The sequence below is a fragment of the Alphaproteobacteria bacterium genome (genome assembly GCA_025800285.1).
In the GTDB taxonomy this organism is placed as follows: Bacteria; Pseudomonadota; Alphaproteobacteria; order JAOXRX01; family JAOXRX01; genus JAOXRX01.
The window spans coordinates 20,028-38,724 of record JAOXRX010000059.1 but is presented as its reverse complement, the minus strand read 5'-3'; the positions used below and the strand labels follow the sequence as shown (position 1 = coordinate 38,724).

The following is an 18,697-nucleotide window of genomic DNA, read 5'->3' as shown; positions in this document are numbered from 1 at the left end:
CATTAAATAAAAGAAGAAGGTTAAAATGACAGAAGGCAGAAAAACATTAAGTATAAAAACATCCTCAAGTACAAACAGAACAGGAGCTCAAACTGTTGTAAAAAGAAAAAGAAGACATCATCATGCTAAGCCGTCTTCTGATAGATCCTCTGAGGTTAACAAAAACTCTGCTGTTTCAGCAAGAGCTGAAATTCTTAAAAAAGCTCGTGAGAATGAAACAAAAAAGACTTCTGTTCAAAGGCAAGCTTTTACACCAGTTATTTCTAAAAAAGAAGAGAAAAAACCTGTTGTGAAACAAGAGACTCGTAAAAAGCCAGCTCCTAAAAAAACTGAGGTTGCAAAGAGCTTTAAAAATGATAAACCTGCTTCATCAACAAAAACATATGCTAAAAAAGATGATAATAAAAATAATAATCATCGCTCTTTAAACGAGAGAAGAAGAGGTAAGCTAACAGTATCTAAGGCATCAAGCTTAGGAGATGATGGTTTCCAAGGAGGACATCGTCGTTCTCTTGCATCTGTTAGAAGAGCTCAAGAGAAATACAGAAGACAACAGCAAGAAAATTTAAAGCCTAAAGAGAAGGTTATTAGAGAAGTTACTCTTCCTGAAACAATCACTGTTGGTGATTTGGCTAATAGAATGGCAGAAAAATCTGGTGATGTAATTAAAAAATTAATGTCGCTAGGTGTTATGGCTACAATCAACCAAGCTTTAGATGCAGATACAGCAGAACTTCTAATCGGAGAAATGGGACATAAATGTATAAGAGTTTCAGAGGCTGATGTTGAAGAAGGTATAAGAGGTGAAGAAGATAAAGTCGAATATTTAAAAGAAAGATGCCCAGTTGTTACTGTTATGGGACATGTTGATCATGGTAAAACATCTTTACTAGATGCTATTAGAAAAACAGATGTTGTTACAAAAGAATCAGGTGGTATTACTCAGCATATTGGTGCTTATCAGGTTAATACTGCAAGTGGATCTAAAATCACTTTTATTGATACTCCAGGTCATGAAACATTCTCTGAAATGAGAGCTAGAGGGGCTAATGTAACAGATATAGTTATTCTAGTTGTTGCTGCAAATGATGGTATTATGCCTCAAACTAAAGAAGCTATCGCTCATGCTAAAGCTGCTGAAGTGCCAATGATTGTTGCAATTAATAAAATGGACTTACCAGAGGCAAATCCTCAAAAGGTTAAACAAGATCTATTACAACATGAAGTTATAGTTGAAGACTTTAAAGGTGATACTATGGTTGTAGAAGTATCTGCTATGACTGGTTTGGGTATGGATAAACTTGAAGAGGCTATAATGCTTCAAACAGAAATGCTAGAGTTAAAAGCAAATGCTGATAGAAAAGCTCTAGGCTCTATAATTGAAACAAGAATTGATAAAGGTAGAGGTCAAGTCGCTACAGTTCTTGTGCAAAACGGAACTCTAAATATTGGTGATGTATTTATCGCTGGTAGAGAATGGGGTAAAGTAAGAGCTTTAGTTAATGATAGAAATGAAAAGATTACAACAGCAGGGCCATCTCAACCAGTTGAGGTTCTTGGTCTAAATGGTATGCCTTGTGCTGGTGATGATTTTGTTGTAGTTGGATCTGAAGCAAAAGCTAGAGAAATCTCAGAATATAGAACAAGAAAATATAAAGAATCATTAAATGTTGTATCTAAATCATCATCAGATTTATTTGCGAAATTTAAACAAGATGAAAACATTAAAGAGCTTCCTGTTATTATTAAGGCTGATGTTCATGGGTCTGTTGAAGCTATTGCAGCTTATTTAAGAAAAATGACAGAAGATAATGAAGAAGTTAGAGTTAAAGTTTTATTATCAGGTGTTGGTGCTATTAACGAATCTGATGTAACTCTTGCAAGAGCATCAAATGCTTTAATCGTTGGTTTTAATGTTAGAGCAAACACTCCTGCTAGAGAACAAGCAAAAAGAGATAATGTTGATATAAGATACTATTCAGTTATATATAACATTATTGATGATGCAAAAGCATTATTAACTGGTATGCTTGCTCCAACTATACAAGAAGACTTTATTGGATATGCAAAAATCGGAGAAGTGTTTAATATTACAGGATCTGGTAAAATTGCTGGTTGTATGGTTACAGAAGGTAAAATTATTAAAGGTGCTAAAGTTAGACTTCTTAGAGATGATGTTGTTATCCATGAAGGTATGCTTAAAACTCTTAAAAGATTTAAAGATGAAGTTAAAGAGGTTAAAGCAGGTATGGAATGTGGTATGGCATTTGAAAGATATGAAGATATTAAAGTTGGAGATGTTATAGAAGGGTTTGAAGTTAAAGAAATCGCCCGAGAATTCTAAAATCTATTTTTTATTTAGGGGCTTTTTCATAATCTAAAATTTCTTAAAATCTATTTTTCTTTTAGGATCATTCTGAACAAAGTGAAGAATCTTTTCACCATGCTCATTATTTGCTCGTCATTCTCGCCTTTTCTAGTCATTTTGAGCGACTGCAAGGAGTCGAAAAATCTTTTCGTGCTTGTGTAATATAAACTTACATAGGGTAACACAATGAGATTCTTCTTCGCTCTGCTCATCAGAATGACCGGCTGGGGATGCGATAGTATGTCTTTTTCTTTTCCCGTCATTCTGAGCGACCATAAGGAGTCGAAGAATCTTTTCATGCCTGTGAAATGTTAATTTATATGTAGTAGCACAGTGAAATTTCCTTTTTCAGGAGAATGACGAGCTGAAGATGCAAGAATTATAATAAAAGAGTTAGATAAATTATCTATTATACCTATAGCTATTCATATCCATATCTTCATATCTAATAAACCCTAACATTTCTCCTACAGATATTCTTATAGATATTGGTAGTTTTTTATATATTGATTTTATTTTTTTCTCTGTTCTTTTAGTCATTTTTTTCATTCCTTTTAATAAAATAACGAATCGTCTTAATTATTTTATAAAACTAATTCAGAAAATAATCAAGTAAAAACGAAAGAAAAAACGAAAAAAAGAAAAAAGTTGACATTCTTTTCTTTTTATATTAGTTTAAAAACAAGAAATAATTTTACAGGAGACTAAAATGAATAACTTAACAAAAAGACAGAAAGATATATTGTCAGTTATAGAGCAAGACTCTAATTTGAGCTTAAGCCAAATAGCGAAAGAATTAGGTTTGTCTTCAGTTGGTAATATTCATGCTCATGTGAAAAAATTAGTGGACTTAGGGTACATAAAAAAAGAAGGGAGAAAGATGTTTTTAACTAATAAAAATCAGAAAAACTTTTTTCATATACCTTTTTATGGTTATGCTCAAGCGGGGAATGACGGCCTATTCGGGGGAGAGGATCCATTAGACTATATTCCTATGCCTTCACAGCTTTTAAGAGCTAAAGAAGAGGATTTATTCTTTATGAAGGTTAAGGGTGATTCTATGGAGCCAACTTTAAAAGAGGAAGAATTAGTTTTATTTGAGATGTTTTATGGCAACCCTGTTGCAGACATCAGAAAAGATGATGTTATCTTATGTAAAATTAATGATGAGCTTAAAATTAAGAGATATGTAATTACAAGTGAATATGGTTTGTTGAAATCAGACAATAAGGCTAAATATGACCCTATTAGATTTGATGAAAATGATGATGTAAAAATACTTGGAAAAATGAAAAAGCTATTATTCTAAGTTTTTTAACTTTTTTTTGTATTAAACACCTCGTTTTATAGCGAGGTGTTTAATGTTATTTATTAAGAGTGTATGATGATGGTGGTTTTATGTTATACTTTTTATTCTTTAGAGCAGGTTTAATATTTGTGCTAAATGTAATTTCTCTGCCGTATTTTTTTACAATACTTTTTCCAAAATCATTTATTACATTTAATCTGCCATCTTCAGCTATAGACATAAGCTTTGTAACATCATCAAAAAAATCGGGAATATACTCTTGTAAACTTAGGGTATCATCATAGATATATTTTTGAGACTCTTTTTCTAAAAAAAATTCGATTGCTTTAATATCTCTGGGCTTGAATATACGAATTCTTTTTTTGAATTTCATTATATCATCATTGTTTAAATGTTTATAAGAATGTGTATTGTAATAATTTGTATCAGGGTGTACTTCTTCTTAGTTTTTGTCTATAAAAAGCCAATCTTCTGTCATATATCTTAATAGAGATATTGTTTTGAATGTTTTTGTTTTGTTTTTCATTTATATTGTTCCCCATTTATCTATGAATATTGGTTAACTATATCACAAAATAATGTTAATGTAAATAAATACCCCTTAAATTTTCAATAGAGAATTTAAGAGGTGTTTATTTGTATAACTAAATTAAAGAATTATTTTAATTTAGCATATTCAGCAGAATCGCCTAACATTTCTTCGATTCTGATTAGCTGATTGTATTTAGCTGTTCTATCAGTTCTAGATAGAGATCCAGTTTTGATTTGACCAGCATTTGTAGCTACAACAATATCAGAAATTGTTGAGTCTGCAGTTTCACCAGATCTATGAGAAACAACAGCTGTGTAACCAGCATCATGAGCCATTTTTATAGCTGCTAGAGTTTCTGTTAGAGTTCCGATTTGGTTAACTTTAATTAGGATTGAGTTACAGATACCTTTTTCGATTCCTTCAGCAAGAATTTTAGGGTTTGTAACGAATAGATCATCACCAACAAGTTGGATTTTATCACCTAGTCTTTCAGTTAATAGTTTGAAACCATCCCAATCTGATTCGTTTAGACCATCTTCGATTGAAGAGATTGGATATTTAGCAACAAGATCAGCATAGTATTCAACCATTTCTTCTGAAGTTCTTACAACACCTTCACCTTTCATGTTGTATGTACCTTCTTCTGTGAAGAATTCTGAAGCAGCAGCATCTAAACAGATTCTAACTTCTTCACCAGCTTTGTAACCAGCTGTTTCGATAGCTTTCATGATGAAATCTAGAGCTTCAGTTGTAGAACCGATGTTTGGAGCGAAACCGCCTTCGTCACCAACACCGCCACCTAGTCCAGCATCATGTAATAATTTTTTCAATGTATGGAAAATTTCAGCACCCATTCTGATAGCTTCTTTTTCGTTTTCAGCACCAACTGGTTGGATCATGAATTCTTGGATATCAATTGGATTATCAGCATGTTCACCACCGTTGATGATGTTCATCATTGGAACTGGTAGAACTTTAGATTCTTCAGCACCGAATAATTCTCCGATATATTCGTATTTAGCTTTTTTCAATTCATTAGCCATAGCTTTAGCAACTGCAAGAGATACACCAAGGATTGCATTAGCACCTAGTCTACCTTTGTTTTCAGTTCCATCTAAATCAATCATAACTTGATCGATTTCTGATTGGTTAGCAGCTTCTTGACCTTTAAGAGCTTCTACGATTTCTGTGTTAACAGCATTAACAGCTTTAAGAACACCTTTACCCATGTATCTTGATTTGTCGCCATCTCTTAATTCAACAGCTTCTCTAGAACCAGTTGAAGCTCCTGAAGGAACTGCAGCTCTTCCGAAAGCTCCGCTTTCTAGATATACATCAACTTCAACAGTTGGATTACCTCTAGAGTCTAAAATTTCTCTTCCTTTAATATCAATAATTTTTGACATTTAAAATTCTCCTTTATTAGTTTTTTAACAAAAAGAAAGAAGCTACTTTAAGTAGCCTTTTCATTCTTAGTATCTATATATAACAAATATATAAAAAATACAAGTAAATTTACTTTCTATTTTTTAATTCTTGATTTTTATTTTGAATAATAATATAAATAAACTATGAAAAGAATATTTTTTGCATTTACATTATTTTTATTAGCTAGTTGCTCTAGTGGTAGCATTAGTGTACATGGTAATGCAATAGACAAAGATGATATGGCTTATATTGAAGTTGGAGAAACTTCAAAAGATGATATGATTATGATGTTCGGACATCCTACTACAAAATCTGCTGTTGATGTGGAAAAATGGTACTATAGTAGTCAATCTATAAAATATCATTCATTTATGAGACCAGAGATTGTAGATAGAGTAATTGTAGAGGTTACTTTTGATATAGATGGTGCTGTGCAAGAAGTTAAGTCTTATGATTTAAGTGATGGAGTAACTATTGACTTTTCGGAAGAAAAAACTGAATCTATAGCAACAGAAAAAACTGTGCTTCAACAACTAATTGGAAACATTGGTAAATTCAATAGAAAATTTACTAGATAAAAATACATTTACTTTTTTAAATTGTTATGCTAATATGACCTTGTCATGAAAATGACTATGGAAATAAACGGTGTATAGAATAAGCTTTTCTGGACCTGGGGGCGGTACCCAGCACCTCCACCATTATTTTTTAATTTCTGTGGTTTTTATATGATGATTTTTTCACTTATGTACTGATATGTACACATCGTTCAAAAATCATTCACCTAAAAATCCACATAAATCAAAAAATAAATTTATAGTAGTTAGAGTATTTTTTTAAATATAAAATAATTATTATAAAATATGGATGTTTGTTTTTAGTTTTTTATATGATGGTTTTTTCAATTATGTACTGATATGTACACACCATTCAAAAACCATTCACCTAAAAAGCTACATAAATAAAACAATCATTAGGTGATGTTTTTATATATTTGTATGGGCATATAACTCCCCATAGAAGTATATAAAAATGGGGGTGAAATAGGATCGACAGGAGTAATAAAAATATATCTTTTTCTCGGCATGATATCCGTCGTTATCGGGTCAATTTTAAATAGATGCAAACGATAATAATGTATCTCTTGCTAAAGCTGCGTAGTTTAACTACCACTTAAAGCACGGTTTGGGGCACCGGGTAACAGAACGCCCCTTTTTTTATTTCCTAAATGCACATAAAATTTATTTAAGTTATTCTTGACTTTGATGGTATTAGTCTTTAAAACATTATAGTAAGAGAACAATGAAATAAAAAGGTGTGATTAACTATGAAGCTAATAAAAGACTTAACTTTCTCAGATTTATATATCAGATTAGATGGATGGGGACTTCCTCATTATAGACCAACGGCTTGTAAAACAGCTGATTGCAAAAATGTTTATTTGGATGAAGATTATTTTAAAGACATTAAAATATTAGAGACAAAGATTGTTAAAAGAGGTATTAGAAACGGAGATGATTTAATAGTCCATAATGATATTAGATATCGTGCTTCAAAACAGGAAATGTCTAACGGAGAGGTTTGGTGCTCTTTAAGAAAGATTGCTGAAGAAGTTCCGCAACTTAAAAATTTAGGTTTTGATGAGTCATTGCTATCAATATTGAAACAAGCTGGTAGAAGAACTGGTTTATTGGTTGTTGCTGGTGCTACTGGTAATGGTAAAACAACATCATCATTTTCATTATTAGATCACTATTTAAAGGAATATGGAGATTTAGCATTTACAATTGAGGATCCTGTTGAATATAATTTAGCAGGTAGAAGAGGTGAGTCAGGATACTGTTTCCAAATGGAAGTTAAAGATGATGAAGAATGGGCAGAAGCTGTTAAAACATCTTTGAGATGGCATCCATACTATATCGTTGTTGGTGAGATTAGAACTCCTGAAGCTGCAGCACAGCTTTTAAGAGCTGCTTGCTCAGGGCATTTAGTTATAACAACAATTCATGCTGGATCAATTGAAGAAGCGATTATGTCATTAATACAATTATCAGAAATGAACATGGGTAAAAGAGGACAACAATTATTAGCTGATGGATTGGTTGGTATTGTTTACCAAGAACTGTTAAATAACAAACTATCAACACAATCAATATTTACAGAAGAAGGTAATGTTGGTGATCCTGTTAGATCTTTAATTAGATCAGGAAAAGTAAGCCTATTGGGAACTCAAATTGAACAACAAAAAATTAAAATTGAGCAAGGTTCTTTCTCAATTAACAAAATTTAGCTTAGGGAGAATATTATAAAATGAATTGGGATCAAAATACACCAGGACCTTGGGGGAATGCTCCAAAAGATAATAAAAAAGATAATGTAGTTAAAATGAAAAAAGTTAAACCTACAGGCACAGATTTATTAAATAATAAAAAAAGTTTTGCTGGTCTAGTAGCTATAATATTAGGACTTTGGTTTGCAACAGGCTTCTATATGGTGCAACCAGATGAACAAGGTGTTCAACTAATTTTTGGAAAATGGGATGGGCAAGTAAAAGAGGCTGGTCTTCATTATAATTTACCAAATCCAATTGGTATGACATTTACTCCACAAGTAACAAAAGAGCAACAATTAGAAATTGGGTATCGCTCTTCTAGAGGAAATAACATTAATGTGCCAGAAGAAAGCTTAATGCTAACAGGAGATGGTAATATTATAGATATTGACTTTGTTGTAACATGGAGAGTTATTGATGCTGGCAAATTCTTATTTAATATTAGAAATCCTCAAGATACTCTGAAGAAGGTTTCTGAAAGTGCAATGAGAGAAATTATAGGTAAATCAGAATTGCAAAAAGCTTTAGCTGATGAAAGACCTGTAATTCAACAAGAGACTTTAACTTTAATTCAGAAAACAATGGATGAGTATGAGTCAGGTATTCAGGTTAATGAAGTTAAATTACAAAGAGTTGACCCTCCTGTAGCTGTTATAGATGCTTTTAATGATGTGCAAAGAGCTCTATCTGATAAAGAAACTTTATCTAATGAGGCAGATGCTTATAGAAATAAAGTGATACCAGAAGCAAAAGGTAAAGCTGAGAAAATGTTACAAGAAGCTGATGCTTATAAAGCTAAAGTGGTAAATGGAGCAAAAGGTGAAGCTGAAAGATTTAATAAGATTTATGATTCTTATAAGAAATCAAAAGATATTACTAAAACAAGAATGTATATTGAAACAATGGAGAAAGTTATGAAAAACTCTAAAAAAGTTATCATGGATAAAGGTTCTTCAAATAGCTTTTTACCACATATGAATATAAATAAAGGAGAACTAAAATAATGAAAAAAATAAGCAGATTATTAGCAGGAATATTAGTTTTATTTATTTTCTCTGCATTTAAAGTAAATGAAACACAACAAGCTTTAGTATTAAGATTTGGTAATGTTAAAAGAGTAATAACAAGTGCTGGATTGCATTTTAGAGCTCCATTTATTGATAATGTAAAATACATTGAAAAAAGAGTTTTAAACTTAGATCCTCCTGCTGAAGAAGTTATCTTAGGTGATACAAAGAGATTAGTAGTGGATGTGTTCGCTAGATATCAAATTGTAGATCCTTTAAAATATTACCAAGTTTTAAAAACAGAGAACCAAGCAGTTGGTAGATTAAATAAATTTGTTAATTCTCAAATGAGATCCGTTTTAGGTAAAGTTTCTCTTGATGAGGTTCTTTCTGAAAATAGAGCTAGTATGATGGACAAAATTAAACAAGGAACAAATACTGAAGTTTCTCGTATGGGTATAAAAGTTGTTGATGTTAGAATCGGTAGAGCAGATTTGCCAAAACAAAACTCTGAAGCTGTTTATTCTCGTATGAGATCTGAAAGAGAAAGAGAAGCAGCGGAAGCAAGAGCTCAAGGTAAAGAAATAGCAATTAAAACTAAAGCATCTGCTGATAAAGAAAGAGATATTATATTATCAGAAGCAAAAAAAGAAGCTGAAGAAATGAAAGGTCAGGGAGATCAAGAAGCTATTGATATATATGCGGATGCATATTCAAAAGATAAAGAATTTTATAAGTTTTATAGAAGTATGAATGCTTATCAAAATTCTTTAACTAATGATACTACAGTTATTCTTAATCCAAGTGAAGCAGGATTCTTAAAAGAATTCTAGGAGTTTTATATGGCAAATTTAATTGTAACTATTATAGCTATAGCTCTAATGTCATTCACCGCTGTAATGAGTGTTCATTATGGTGGAGATATGGTGCAGAGAAGTAGAGAAAAAGCTTTAGCAAATACAATTGTTCAGCAAGCTAATGCGATACAAACAGCTATAAGAATGTATAAGGATATTGATTATACTAAAGCTATAAAAGATATAACTATGTCTGAATTAACAGGTCGAGGTTATTTAACCTTTATACCTGAGATTAAAGGAGCAGTTTGGACTCTTGATGGTCTTGGAAATGCATCTTTGCAAAATTCAGCAAAGTTAAGTATTGTTGATAGTAATAATAAAGACAATTTATGCTTTTATGTTTTAAAAGCATCTTCTAAGTGGACTTGCTCAACAGCCACAGGAGTTTTATTTAAAATAACTAAGTATTAATAATGAGAGGAGATATTTAATGTTTAAGATTTCAAAGAGAGTATTTTTATTTTCGATATTCTTATCGTTTATTTTCTCATTTACAGGGAGTGCTTATGCAAAGAAGTATTACTATTTTGCTACAATGCCAAATCTTATTAATGCTCCAATAATTAATACTCCATTTCAAGTAATAAGAGTAACTGCAGAAAATAAAATAGTTAATCTTAATGATATAAATATAACAATACCTCTAGAATTAACAGATTCAAGTTTAAAGCTGTCTATAACAAGTATAGATGATGATAAGGGTATTATAAATCCAGCGAATGTTTCTATATCTGGTGCAGGAATAAATAGAACGATGACAGTGTCTCAATTGCAAACAGATATTGGTGCTGTAGGCGGAGATTATGCTATAATTAATCTTAAAGTATCAAATGATGCAGGTATATATAAGACTACTCCAGTAAGAATACAAATAGGAAGTAATTGTTATGCTGAGCTGCCAAACTCAGATATATCATGTGAATATAATGAAGATACAGGAGAAAACGATAAATATTTAATAGCAACAAAAGCAGATTTGCTATACTTATCACATAATCAAAATAATACATCTAGTATAAGTACTCCAGCGGGTAGTGTAACGGTCAGAGACTCTATACTAAAGGGCTCTTTTAAATTAATGAATAATATTGCATTTGATATATCGTTTACAGTAAGTAAGTTTTATCAAGATGAGAATGGGAATCTTAGTACTTATAAAAATGATACATATAAATGGTTAAAGGGTATTACAGCAAAGGTTAATTCTAATAATGAAGATTGGGATGGAGATGGTAATATAGATTCTACTGATACTGAGGGATGGAAAGGATTGGGGAACGGCTCTATATCAACCTCACATCAATTTGTTGGAAAGTTTGACGGTAATAATCATGTAATTAGCAATATGTATATAAACAATAGTTATAATTATCAAGGTTTCTTTAGTCTAACAGATAGAGGTTTTGAAGTTAAAAATTTAAACATTAGCAATGCTTATGTAGAGGCAAAAGGGCAACAGGTAGGAGTATTGTCTGGAGAAATAGATAAGGCATTAGTGGAAAATGTTCATGTTTCTGGTAATGTTAAAGCTTCAGCTCTTTATGCTGGAGGTTTAGTTGGTAACTCAGATGTTGAATCAAAGATAAAAAATTCATCAGCAAATGTTAATGTTTACAATAGTAATCAATACACAGGAGGATTAATTGGTATTACAAATAGATCTACAATAATTGAAGATTGTCATACTTCAGGAGATGTTTTCGGAGGCAGTTATTATACAGGTGGTTTTATAGGCAGAGCAAATAATGGTTTGAGTTTAGATTCTAGTTACTCTACAGGTAATATTTATGGAAGTAATAATTATACAGGTGGGTTAATAGGTTATTTCAAGAAAGCTGATAATGTCATTACTAATTGTTACACAAGCGGAGCAATAAGAGGTAAAAACTCAGGGACTGGAGGGTTGGTTGGTTTTATATATGGAGCTAATGTTAATAATTGTTATACAACTGGCGACATTTATGGAGATGGTAATGTAGGAGGTTTGTTGGGTTATATGAATACGACTAAGCTTAATTCTAGTTATAGCTCTGGTCGTATTAAATCTTATACTTTAAGTGTTGGTGGTATTGTAGGAGGCGGAAGCTATAGAAGTGAGATTGTTAACTCTTATTCTAAAGGAAATGTTGAAGGTAATACTGCATCTCATACAGGAGGTCTTACAGGTGTCTTCGCAGGTAAAATAATTAATAGCTATGCTTCTGGTAATGTTAATAATGGAGGATCATTGGTAGGGATTCTTTATGGTATAATTATCAACTCTTATGCTTTGGGAACATCTCCGTTAGATAGAACTGTTTATGGACTTGGTGGAAATTTAGATAATACTAATAATTTTTGTACTAAACCTTCAACTTGTTATGCATCCTCATCTTTACAAGTAAGGGCTGGTAGAGATTATTATGCTTGGGATGACAGTGTTTGGGAAAATCTTAATAACTCAGAGCCAAGATTAGAATGGGAAAAGAGTGGAGTGGTTAACTCTAATATTATTGTGCCAGATGCTGAATACCCTAATGTATGTAGCGATAATCCTCTTGAGAATATGGATAAAGATGGAGACTTTTATTTAATAGGAGGGCTTTCAGGAGATTCTGCTCAAGCTAAGAATGAATTACTATGCATTTCTAATACAATTAATGATAGTGATATGCTAAAAGCAAACTATAAGATGACAGCTAATATTAACTTTTTAGACAATGAAGACTGGAATGGAGATGGAGTTATTGATTCCAATGATTCAAAAGGTTGGAAACCTATATCTGTTTATACTGGAGAGTTTGATGGTAATAACCATAATATAGATAACCTATATGTAAATTCAGCAGACGATTATGTAGGGATTTTTGGGAAAATTATTGGAGGTCAAGTAAATAATTTATCTCTATCTAATATTGACATAAAAGCTGATGATTATATAGGTGGAATCGTGGGATTCCTACACTCAAGTAACCTTGCTAATATAACTGTTTCAGGTAGTATATTAGGTGACTCATTTGTTGGATTGGTTGGTGGTAAATCTACTAGTAGTAGTTTCAATAATATAAATGTATCAGGCCTTTCATCAGGAAGAGTTTATATTGGAGGTGTGAATGGCTCATCTGACTATGGAGGTAGTATAAGAAATGCTATTTCATCTGCTAATGTAAAAGGTACCGATAAATATATTGGTGGTATTTCTGGTATTGCGGGCTTAAGTAACGGATTTACTTTAGAGAATTGTCATAACAGTGGTGTTGTTGAAGGATATGATTATACCGGTGGGATAGCAGGTAGATCTTATGCAACTTTAACTAAAATATCAAATGTTGGAAATGTTTCTGGTAGAAACTATGTTGGTGGTTTAATAGGAGCTGCGGGTTATTGGCAAAAAACAACAGATGTTTATGTTAATGCTAAAATAATAGGTCAAAGTTATGTTGGTGGTTTAATGGGGTTAAGTCCTTATCAAGATAACTTAAGCTATATTACAAATGGCTACTTTTCAGGAGATGTTACTGGTACAAATAATGTCGGGGGCTTGTTTGGAGGGGTTAAATTAGCTAATTTTAAACTTAATAATGTTTATTCAAAAGTGGGCAGTATATCTCCAGTTTCCTCATCAGGAGAAATTTATGGAGTTATGTTAGATGAAGCTAATGACTCAATTATTCTATCTAATGGAGATTTATGTGATAATAATGATAACTATATTTGCTCTGATAGCGATAGGATGATTATTAATTCAAATTGGGATATTAATGTTTGGAATGATATAGGAACTAGTCCTACACCAACTTTTAAGTAATATAAAAAGGCTCTATTTAATAGAGCCTTTTATTTTTATAATAATGATAATTCTATAAATCTAAATCAATTGATAAAGTTCTAGAACTAATTAAATCTTTTAATTTTGAAACTAGCTCATTAATTCTTATATCATTATATTGTTTACCATTTCTATCTCTAATAGATACAGTTCCGTTTTCTTGCTCTTTCTCTCCAACAATAATTGAGTAAGGAACTTTTCTTAAAGTTGCATTTCTTATCCTCTTATTCATTGTTTCAGAAGAGAAATCTTTTTCAACTCTCATATTGCCAATAATTGTTTTAGCATCACTGTTAACTAATTCTTTAACTATTTTATTAGCACAATCTTCAAATTTTTCTGATACAGGAATTACACAAGCTTGAACAGGAGCCATCCATAGAGGGAATTTACCTTCGCAATTCTCAATTAAGATACCCATGAATCTCTCTATTGATCCGAAAAGAGCTCTGTGTAGCATTATAGGTCTATGCTTTTGTCCATCTTCACCTATATATGTTAAGTCAAATCTTTCAGGTAGTTGCATATCTAGCTGAATTGTCCCTAGTTGCCATTGTCTTCCAATCGCATCTTTTACATCAAAGTCAATTTTTGGACCATAGAATGCTCCGTCGCCTTCGTTTAGTTCGTAACTAACTCCAGCTTCTTTCAGAGCAGATTCTAATCCTGCCTCAGCTAAATCCCAGATTTTTTCATCTCCAATTCTTACTTCAGGTCTTGTTGATAATTTCATTTGAAACTCTTTAAATTCAAACATTGAAAGAATGTCTTTAACTTGCTCCATTAGTAAAATTATTTCACTTGTTAGTTGCTCTTTTGTACAGAAAATATGAGCATCATCTTGAGTAAATTCTCTAACACGGAATAAACCATGTAAAGCCCCAGAGTGTTCATATCTATTAACTTGTCCAAATTCTGCTACTCTTAAAGGTAAATCTTTATATGAGCGAATATCACTACCGTACCATAGCATTCCCCCTGGGCAATTCATAGGCTTTATACAAAATTGAGAACCATCTTCCATTTCTCCAGAGAAATTATTTTCTCCATATTTTTGCCAATGACCAGATCTTTCCCAAAGAACACGGTTCATAACTCTTGGAGTCGCGATTTCTATATATCCACTTCCTAAAAGTTTTTCTCTTAAGCTTTCTACCATAGATCTGAAGACAAAGAATCCTTTTGGATGGAAGAATGGATGACCAGGAGCATACTCTGGTTCGAAATGGAATAAGTCCATTGCTTTACCTATTTTTCTGTGATCTCTTTTTTCAGCTTCTTCTCTTAATTTATAGAAATTTGCTAATTCTTCTTCTGTTTCAAAAGCTACTGCATAAATTCTTTGTAGCATTTTATTATCAGAGTTTCCTCTCCAATATGCTCCAGCAACTTTATCCAGTTTAAAGGAGTTTCTAGGTAGCTCTTTTGATGTTTCTACATGAGGTCCTTTACATAAATCTGTAAAGTCTCTGAAGTGATAAACATTAACTTCATTGCCTTCAATTCCTTCAATAAGTTCTAATTTATAAGGTTCGTTTGCGAAAAACTCTCTTGCTTTTTCTTTATCCCAAATCTCATGAATAAATCTTCCGTTTGATTTGATTAGCTTTTTCATTTCTTTTTCAATTGCGGCGAAATCCTCTTCAGAAAAAGCATGTTCATCACAATCAAAATCATAGTAGAAACCATTATCAATTGATGGTCCAATTGCTACTTTAACTGATGGGTGTAGTTTCTTTACAGCAGCAGCCATTATATGAGATAATGAGTGTCTGATTATTTCAATTTTTTCCATTTTTACCTTTCTAGTCATCAAGTCTTATATATTAAAATTAAATGACTTTTCTCTTTTTTATTTATACTTCTCTATAGCAGAAAAGTTTGATTTTGTCTAAATTTTTTTGAATTTTTTGTAGCACGATATAACCCTTAAAGGGTTGTAGTAGTTCTAGTAGTAGTTTTTTGTGCTATATATATCATAATGACTATTTTATATCATAGCATATTTCTAAAATCAAGTTTTTTTTAATTATAAGTAAATCAATCTTTTTAGTTGCAAGTTGTTATTAAATTTGCTACAAAAAAACAATAGATAATATTAAAGATTTGGAGAAATATATGCCTGAGAATAAGAATAAATCTAAAACAAAAAGAACAAAGACAATAAAAAAAGAAATACCAACTCCAAAGTTAGATAATAATAAAACAAATGTTGTGCCAATAATTTTATCAATTGTGATTTCTTCTTTAATTTCAATCGGTATAGTTATAAGTACTCCTTTTTGGATGAATGATTTAATCCCGGTTGAAAAACAGCCAGGGTTTCTGAGAAAAGCTATGATGCCAGTTACTAATGTTAAGGTTATAAAAACAAAACCTTTGCCAAATGACTTAGATAAATTGTTTGATGCTGCGGATAAGCATATGAAAGAAGAAATGGTAGAGTTTAAATCTACAGTTAATGAAGATATTAAAGCTCAAAATAATCAATTAAAATCTTTAGAATCTAAAATTGAAAGAGTTGAAGAAGTTTCTAAAAATGTTAAGAGTAATATCAATGAAGAAGTTTTAAAAAATAAATTATTTTTAGTTTCTTTTTATAATATGTATGATAAAGCTATGTCTGGTAAAAACTATTCTATAGAGCTAGATTTATTGAAATTAACAATGGATGAAAGTTTGAAAAAAGATTTCTCTTGGGTTGAGGCTTATCAGGCAAGACCTCCAAGGAACTTGAATGCAATAGCTTTGTATGTTGAAGAGAAATACTCAGATATCGTTATAGAAAATATAAATAAAGTAGAGACTGGATTTAAAAATAAACTTTATATTTCTTTCAATAGAATGTTTAAAGTTAGGACTCCTTTGAAAAAACTTGATAAAGGTAGCTTGAAATACAATTTAACAGGATTTATTAATTCTGCTAAATCAGGTAATGTTTGTGGCTCAATGAGATTTTCTAATCTTCTTTTAAAGCAATCAGATTGGTTCAAAACTAATGTTGCTAATGAAATGGAAGCTAGATATAGAGTAAATAAGCAGCTGCAATCTATAAAAGCAAAAATCGAGAAAGATGTTTATATAGAAGAAGTTAAAAAAGAAGAACCGATTATGGATGTCGAAATTCTTGTAGAAGAACCAAATTTAACAATATAAAGAGAAGGTATAATTAAATGAAAAAGACTCTTATTTTTATCGCTCAAATCATTTTAGTTTTAATAACTGTAATGTTTTTGATTAATCATCAAGAAACAATTAGTATAACTGTGAATGATTATACTTTAGAAACAAATACAACTTATTTTGCTGTTTATCTATTTATTTTTATGGCAACATTCTCTATTGTTATGAAAACATTAGAGGCTTTTGTTTATGCTCCTAAAAATATCAAAAAGAAAATAGATTATAAAAATAAGCTAGCTGGTCTTGAGGCCATAATAAATGGTTTATTCGCTTTGTCAGTTGAAAATAATAAGCTTGCAATTAAAGAAACAAAAATTGCTAATAAAAAGATACCAAATCATGTAATGGTTCACTTCTTGTCAGCTAAGTCTTTCATGCTTGAGCATTTGTATGAAAAAGCTAAAAAAGAATACGGTAAAATAATAAAAGATGGGAAATATAGAGGTTTAGGGTTTAATGGGCTTATAGAGATTGCTTTATTAGAAACTAATGATGATGATGTTTATAGTTTGTCAAAACAGGCAGTAATGCTGGACTCTAAAAATTCCTATGCTTTATTAAATCTAATTGATTGTCAAATTGATAGGAATAAAATTGCAGAAGCAAAGGACAATCTTAAAAAAGCATCTAAATTAAAAGGAGTTAACAAAGAAAATATGAAGTATAAACTTGCAGAGCTTGCTTATGTTAATTCTATTGATATGCAAGATAAGAACTTGTTTGAAAAAGCTATTAAAGAAATATCTCCATATTATGATTTGGATCCAGATTATTTAGATTTATATATAAATCTTTTAATTGCAAATGGACAAGTAAGAAAAGCTAAAAATGCAGTGAAAAAAGAATGGAAAAAGAACCCTTATAATAATATAGCTCATTTATGGGCGAAATTATCTCCTTCGGAGGATATAAAGAAAGTCGCTCATTTAAAAGAACTGTTAAAAGACTGGAAAGATTCTCATATAGCTTTTGAGCTTATTGCTAAAGCTTGTATTGATGTTGAGATGTGGGGCGAAGCAAAATTATATTTAGAGAAAGCTATTGAATCAGAGGAAAAATTAGGTCATTATTTGTTGATGGCAAAGGTTGAAAAGATTGGATTTAAGAATGCAGACAAGCATGATTTTTGGCTTAGCAAACTAGAGAGGAGAATGCTATAATGTTTAATAAATTAAAAAGATATTTAGGGGCTGGTATATTAATTACAGCACCAATTGGTATAACACTTTATTTAGCTTGGTTGGTAATTGATGGGGTTGATAATACCGTGGCTGAGTTAATTCCAGAAAGTTATATGCCTAAATATTCAGTTCCTGGTTTAGGGTTTTTGTTGGTAATTGCTCTTTTAATAGTTATAGGAGCAACAACAGCTGGATATGTTGGAAAATTCTTCACAAAAACTAGTGAGGCTATAATGGAAAAGACACCTGTTCTTAATTCTATATATAATACTTTAAAGCAAATATTTGATACAGTGTTTTCTAAAAAAGGGAACTCTTTTAAAGAGGTTGTTTTGGTAGAGTACCCTATAAAAGGAATGTGGGCAATGGCTTTTGTAACTAGTGATAGCACAGGAGAAATAAAAGATAAGCTTCCTGAAGATGAATTTGTTAACTTGTTCTTACCTACAACACCGAATCCAACATCTGGTTTTTTACTTTTTGTTCCTAGAAAATCAACTAAAAGAATGGATATGACAGTAGAAGAAGCTATGAAGCTTTTAATATCTGCGGGAATTATGACTCCAATGTCTAATAAAGAAAAGTTAGAGGCAAAGCTTTTGGCTGAGAAGAAAAAGTTAGCGAAAAAATCAAAAAAGCCAAAATTAAAAAAACCTATTATAAAGAAGAAAACACCTAAAAAGAAATAA

At 31.2% G+C, this 18,697-nt stretch carries 15 protein-coding genes and 1 other RNA gene; 12 read left to right on the top strand and 4 right to left on the bottom strand.

The window, feature by feature from the left end:
• Positions 1-25: 25 nt before the first annotated feature.
• Positions 26-2,344, top strand: a complete 2,319-nt coding sequence (infB, locus tag OIF36_02890) for a translation initiation factor IF-2 (protein MCV6599409.1) — start codon at positions 26-28, stop codon at positions 2,342-2,344.
• Positions 2,345-2,770: 426 nt separating this feature from the next.
• Here the strand turns inward: infB and OIF36_02885 are convergent, their stop codons facing one another.
• Complete coding sequence (locus tag OIF36_02885; protein ID MCV6599408.1) at positions 2,771-2,908, bottom strand: hypothetical protein; 138 nt, start codon at positions 2,906-2,908, stop codon at positions 2,771-2,773.
• A gap of 169 nt (positions 2,909-3,077) precedes the next feature.
• Between OIF36_02885 and OIF36_02880 the strand changes: the two genes are divergently transcribed.
• Positions 3,078-3,677 (top strand): winged helix-turn-helix transcriptional regulator, encoded by a 600-nt coding sequence (locus OIF36_02880; protein MCV6599407.1) that lies wholly within the window; start codon positions 3,078-3,080, stop codon positions 3,675-3,677.
• Between the two features lie 55 nt (positions 3,678-3,732).
• On the opposite strand, the gene OIF36_02875 is transcribed toward OIF36_02880, so the two are convergent.
• Both OIF36_02875 and eno read right to left on the bottom strand, forming a co-directional pair.
• Complete coding sequence (locus OIF36_02875) at positions 3,733-4,050, bottom strand: hypothetical protein (GenBank protein ID MCV6599406.1); 318 nt, start codon at positions 4,048-4,050, stop codon at positions 3,733-3,735.
• 284 nt (positions 4,051-4,334) lie between these two features.
• Positions 4,335-5,615, bottom strand: a complete 1,281-nt coding sequence (gene eno, locus OIF36_02870; protein ID MCV6599405.1) for a phosphopyruvate hydratase — start codon at positions 5,613-5,615, stop codon at positions 4,335-4,337.
• 165 nt (positions 5,616-5,780) lie between these two features.
• Here eno and bamE point away from each other — a divergent pair, with 165 nt between their 5' ends.
• From bamE to OIF36_02835, 7 genes are all read left to right on the top strand, one after another.
• Positions 5,781-6,215 (top strand): outer membrane protein assembly factor BamE, encoded by a 435-nt coding sequence (bamE, locus tag OIF36_02865; protein MCV6599404.1) that lies wholly within the window; start codon positions 5,781-5,783, stop codon positions 6,213-6,215.
• Positions 6,216-6,218: 3 nt separating this feature from the next.
• Positions 6,219-6,853: a transfer-messenger RNA gene (ssrA, locus tag OIF36_02860) on the top strand.
• A 111-nt stretch (positions 6,854-6,964) separates the two neighbouring features.
• Positions 6,965-7,927 (top strand): GspE family protein, encoded by a 963-nt coding sequence (locus tag OIF36_02855; protein ID MCV6599403.1) that lies wholly within the window; start codon positions 6,965-6,967, stop codon positions 7,925-7,927.
• A 20-nt stretch (positions 7,928-7,947) separates the two neighbouring features.
• On the top strand, positions 7,948-8,973 hold the full coding sequence (hflK, locus tag OIF36_02850; protein ID MCV6599402.1) for an FtsH protease activity modulator HflK: 1,026 nt from the start codon (positions 7,948-7,950) through the stop codon (positions 8,971-8,973).
• A complete protein-coding gene (locus OIF36_02845) occupies positions 8,973-9,809 on the top strand; it encodes a protease modulator HflC (GenBank protein MCV6599401.1) in 837 nt (278 codons plus the stop codon). The genes hflK and OIF36_02845 overlap by 1 nt, the downstream gene beginning before the upstream one ends.
• Before the next feature lie 9 nt (positions 9,810-9,818).
• Positions 9,819-10,247: a hypothetical protein gene (locus OIF36_02840; GenBank protein ID MCV6599400.1), complete on the top strand. Its 429-nt coding sequence runs from the start codon at positions 9,819-9,821 to the stop codon at positions 10,245-10,247.
• Between the two features lie 19 nt (positions 10,248-10,266).
• Positions 10,267-13,623, top strand: a complete 3,357-nt coding sequence (locus tag OIF36_02835) for a hypothetical protein (GenBank protein MCV6599399.1) — start codon at positions 10,267-10,269, stop codon at positions 13,621-13,623.
• A gap of 52 nt (positions 13,624-13,675) precedes the next feature.
• On the opposite strand, the gene thrS is transcribed toward OIF36_02835, so the two are convergent.
• Positions 13,676-15,439, bottom strand: a complete 1,764-nt coding sequence (thrS, locus tag OIF36_02830; protein MCV6599398.1) for a threonine--tRNA ligase — start codon at positions 15,437-15,439, stop codon at positions 13,676-13,678.
• A 323-nt stretch (positions 15,440-15,762) separates the two neighbouring features.
• On the opposite strand from thrS, the gene OIF36_02825 reads away from it, so the two are divergent.
• Genes OIF36_02825 through OIF36_02815 form a run of 3 tightly spaced genes read left to right on the top strand, consistent with a single transcriptional unit; the run spans position 15,763 to position 18,697 of the window.
• Positions 15,763-16,800 (top strand): hypothetical protein, encoded by a 1,038-nt coding sequence (locus OIF36_02825; GenBank protein ID MCV6599397.1) that lies wholly within the window; start codon positions 15,763-15,765, stop codon positions 16,798-16,800.
• A 17-nt stretch (positions 16,801-16,817) separates the two neighbouring features.
• A complete protein-coding gene (locus tag OIF36_02820; GenBank protein ID MCV6599396.1) occupies positions 16,818-17,987 on the top strand; it encodes a hypothetical protein in 1,170 nt (389 codons plus the stop codon).
• Entirely contained in the window at positions 17,987-18,697 is a 711-nt protein-coding gene (locus OIF36_02815) for a DUF502 domain-containing protein (protein MCV6599395.1), read from the top strand. Before OIF36_02820 ends, OIF36_02815 begins: the two co-directional genes overlap by 1 nt.

What these genes read in the sequence shown, in the direction of transcription:
- OIF36_02880 (MCV6599407.1), top strand. Translation starts at nt 3,078, where the DNA reads ATGAATAACTTAACAAAAAGACAGAAAGATATATTGTCAGTTATAGAG.
- OIF36_02885 (MCV6599408.1), bottom strand. Translation starts at nt 2,908, where the DNA reads ATGACTAAAAGAACAGAGAAAAAAATAAAATCAATATATAAAAAACTA.
- OIF36_02840 (MCV6599400.1), top strand. Translation starts at nt 9,819, where the DNA reads ATGGCAAATTTAATTGTAACTATTATAGCTATAGCTCTAATGTCATTC.
- OIF36_02820 (MCV6599396.1), top strand. Translation starts at nt 16,818, where the DNA reads ATGAAAAAGACTCTTATTTTTATCGCTCAAATCATTTTAGTTTTAATA.
- infB (MCV6599409.1), top strand. Translation starts at nt 26, where the DNA reads ATGACAGAAGGCAGAAAAACATTAAGTATAAAAACATCCTCAAGTACA.
- hflK (MCV6599402.1), top strand. Translation starts at nt 7,948, where the DNA reads ATGAATTGGGATCAAAATACACCAGGACCTTGGGGGAATGCTCCAAAA.
- OIF36_02815 (MCV6599395.1), top strand. Translation starts at nt 17,987, where the DNA reads ATGTTTAATAAATTAAAAAGATATTTAGGGGCTGGTATATTAATTACA.
- OIF36_02875 (MCV6599406.1), bottom strand. Translation starts at nt 4,050, where the DNA reads ATGAAATTCAAAAAAAGAATTCGTATATTCAAGCCCAGAGATATTAAA.
- OIF36_02835 (MCV6599399.1), top strand. Translation starts at nt 10,267, where the DNA reads ATGTTTAAGATTTCAAAGAGAGTATTTTTATTTTCGATATTCTTATCG.
- eno (MCV6599405.1), bottom strand. Translation starts at nt 5,615, where the DNA reads ATGTCAAAAATTATTGATATTAAAGGAAGAGAAATTTTAGACTCTAGA.
- OIF36_02845 (MCV6599401.1), top strand. Translation starts at nt 8,973, where the DNA reads ATGAAAAAAATAAGCAGATTATTAGCAGGAATATTAGTTTTATTTATT.
- bamE (MCV6599404.1), top strand. Translation starts at nt 5,781, where the DNA reads ATGAAAAGAATATTTTTTGCATTTACATTATTTTTATTAGCTAGTTGC.
- OIF36_02855 (MCV6599403.1), top strand. Translation starts at nt 6,965, where the DNA reads ATGAAGCTAATAAAAGACTTAACTTTCTCAGATTTATATATCAGATTA.
- OIF36_02825 (MCV6599397.1), top strand. Translation starts at nt 15,763, where the DNA reads ATGCCTGAGAATAAGAATAAATCTAAAACAAAAAGAACAAAGACAATA.
- thrS (MCV6599398.1), bottom strand. Translation starts at nt 15,439, where the DNA reads ATGGAAAAAATTGAAATAATCAGACACTCATTATCTCATATAATGGCT.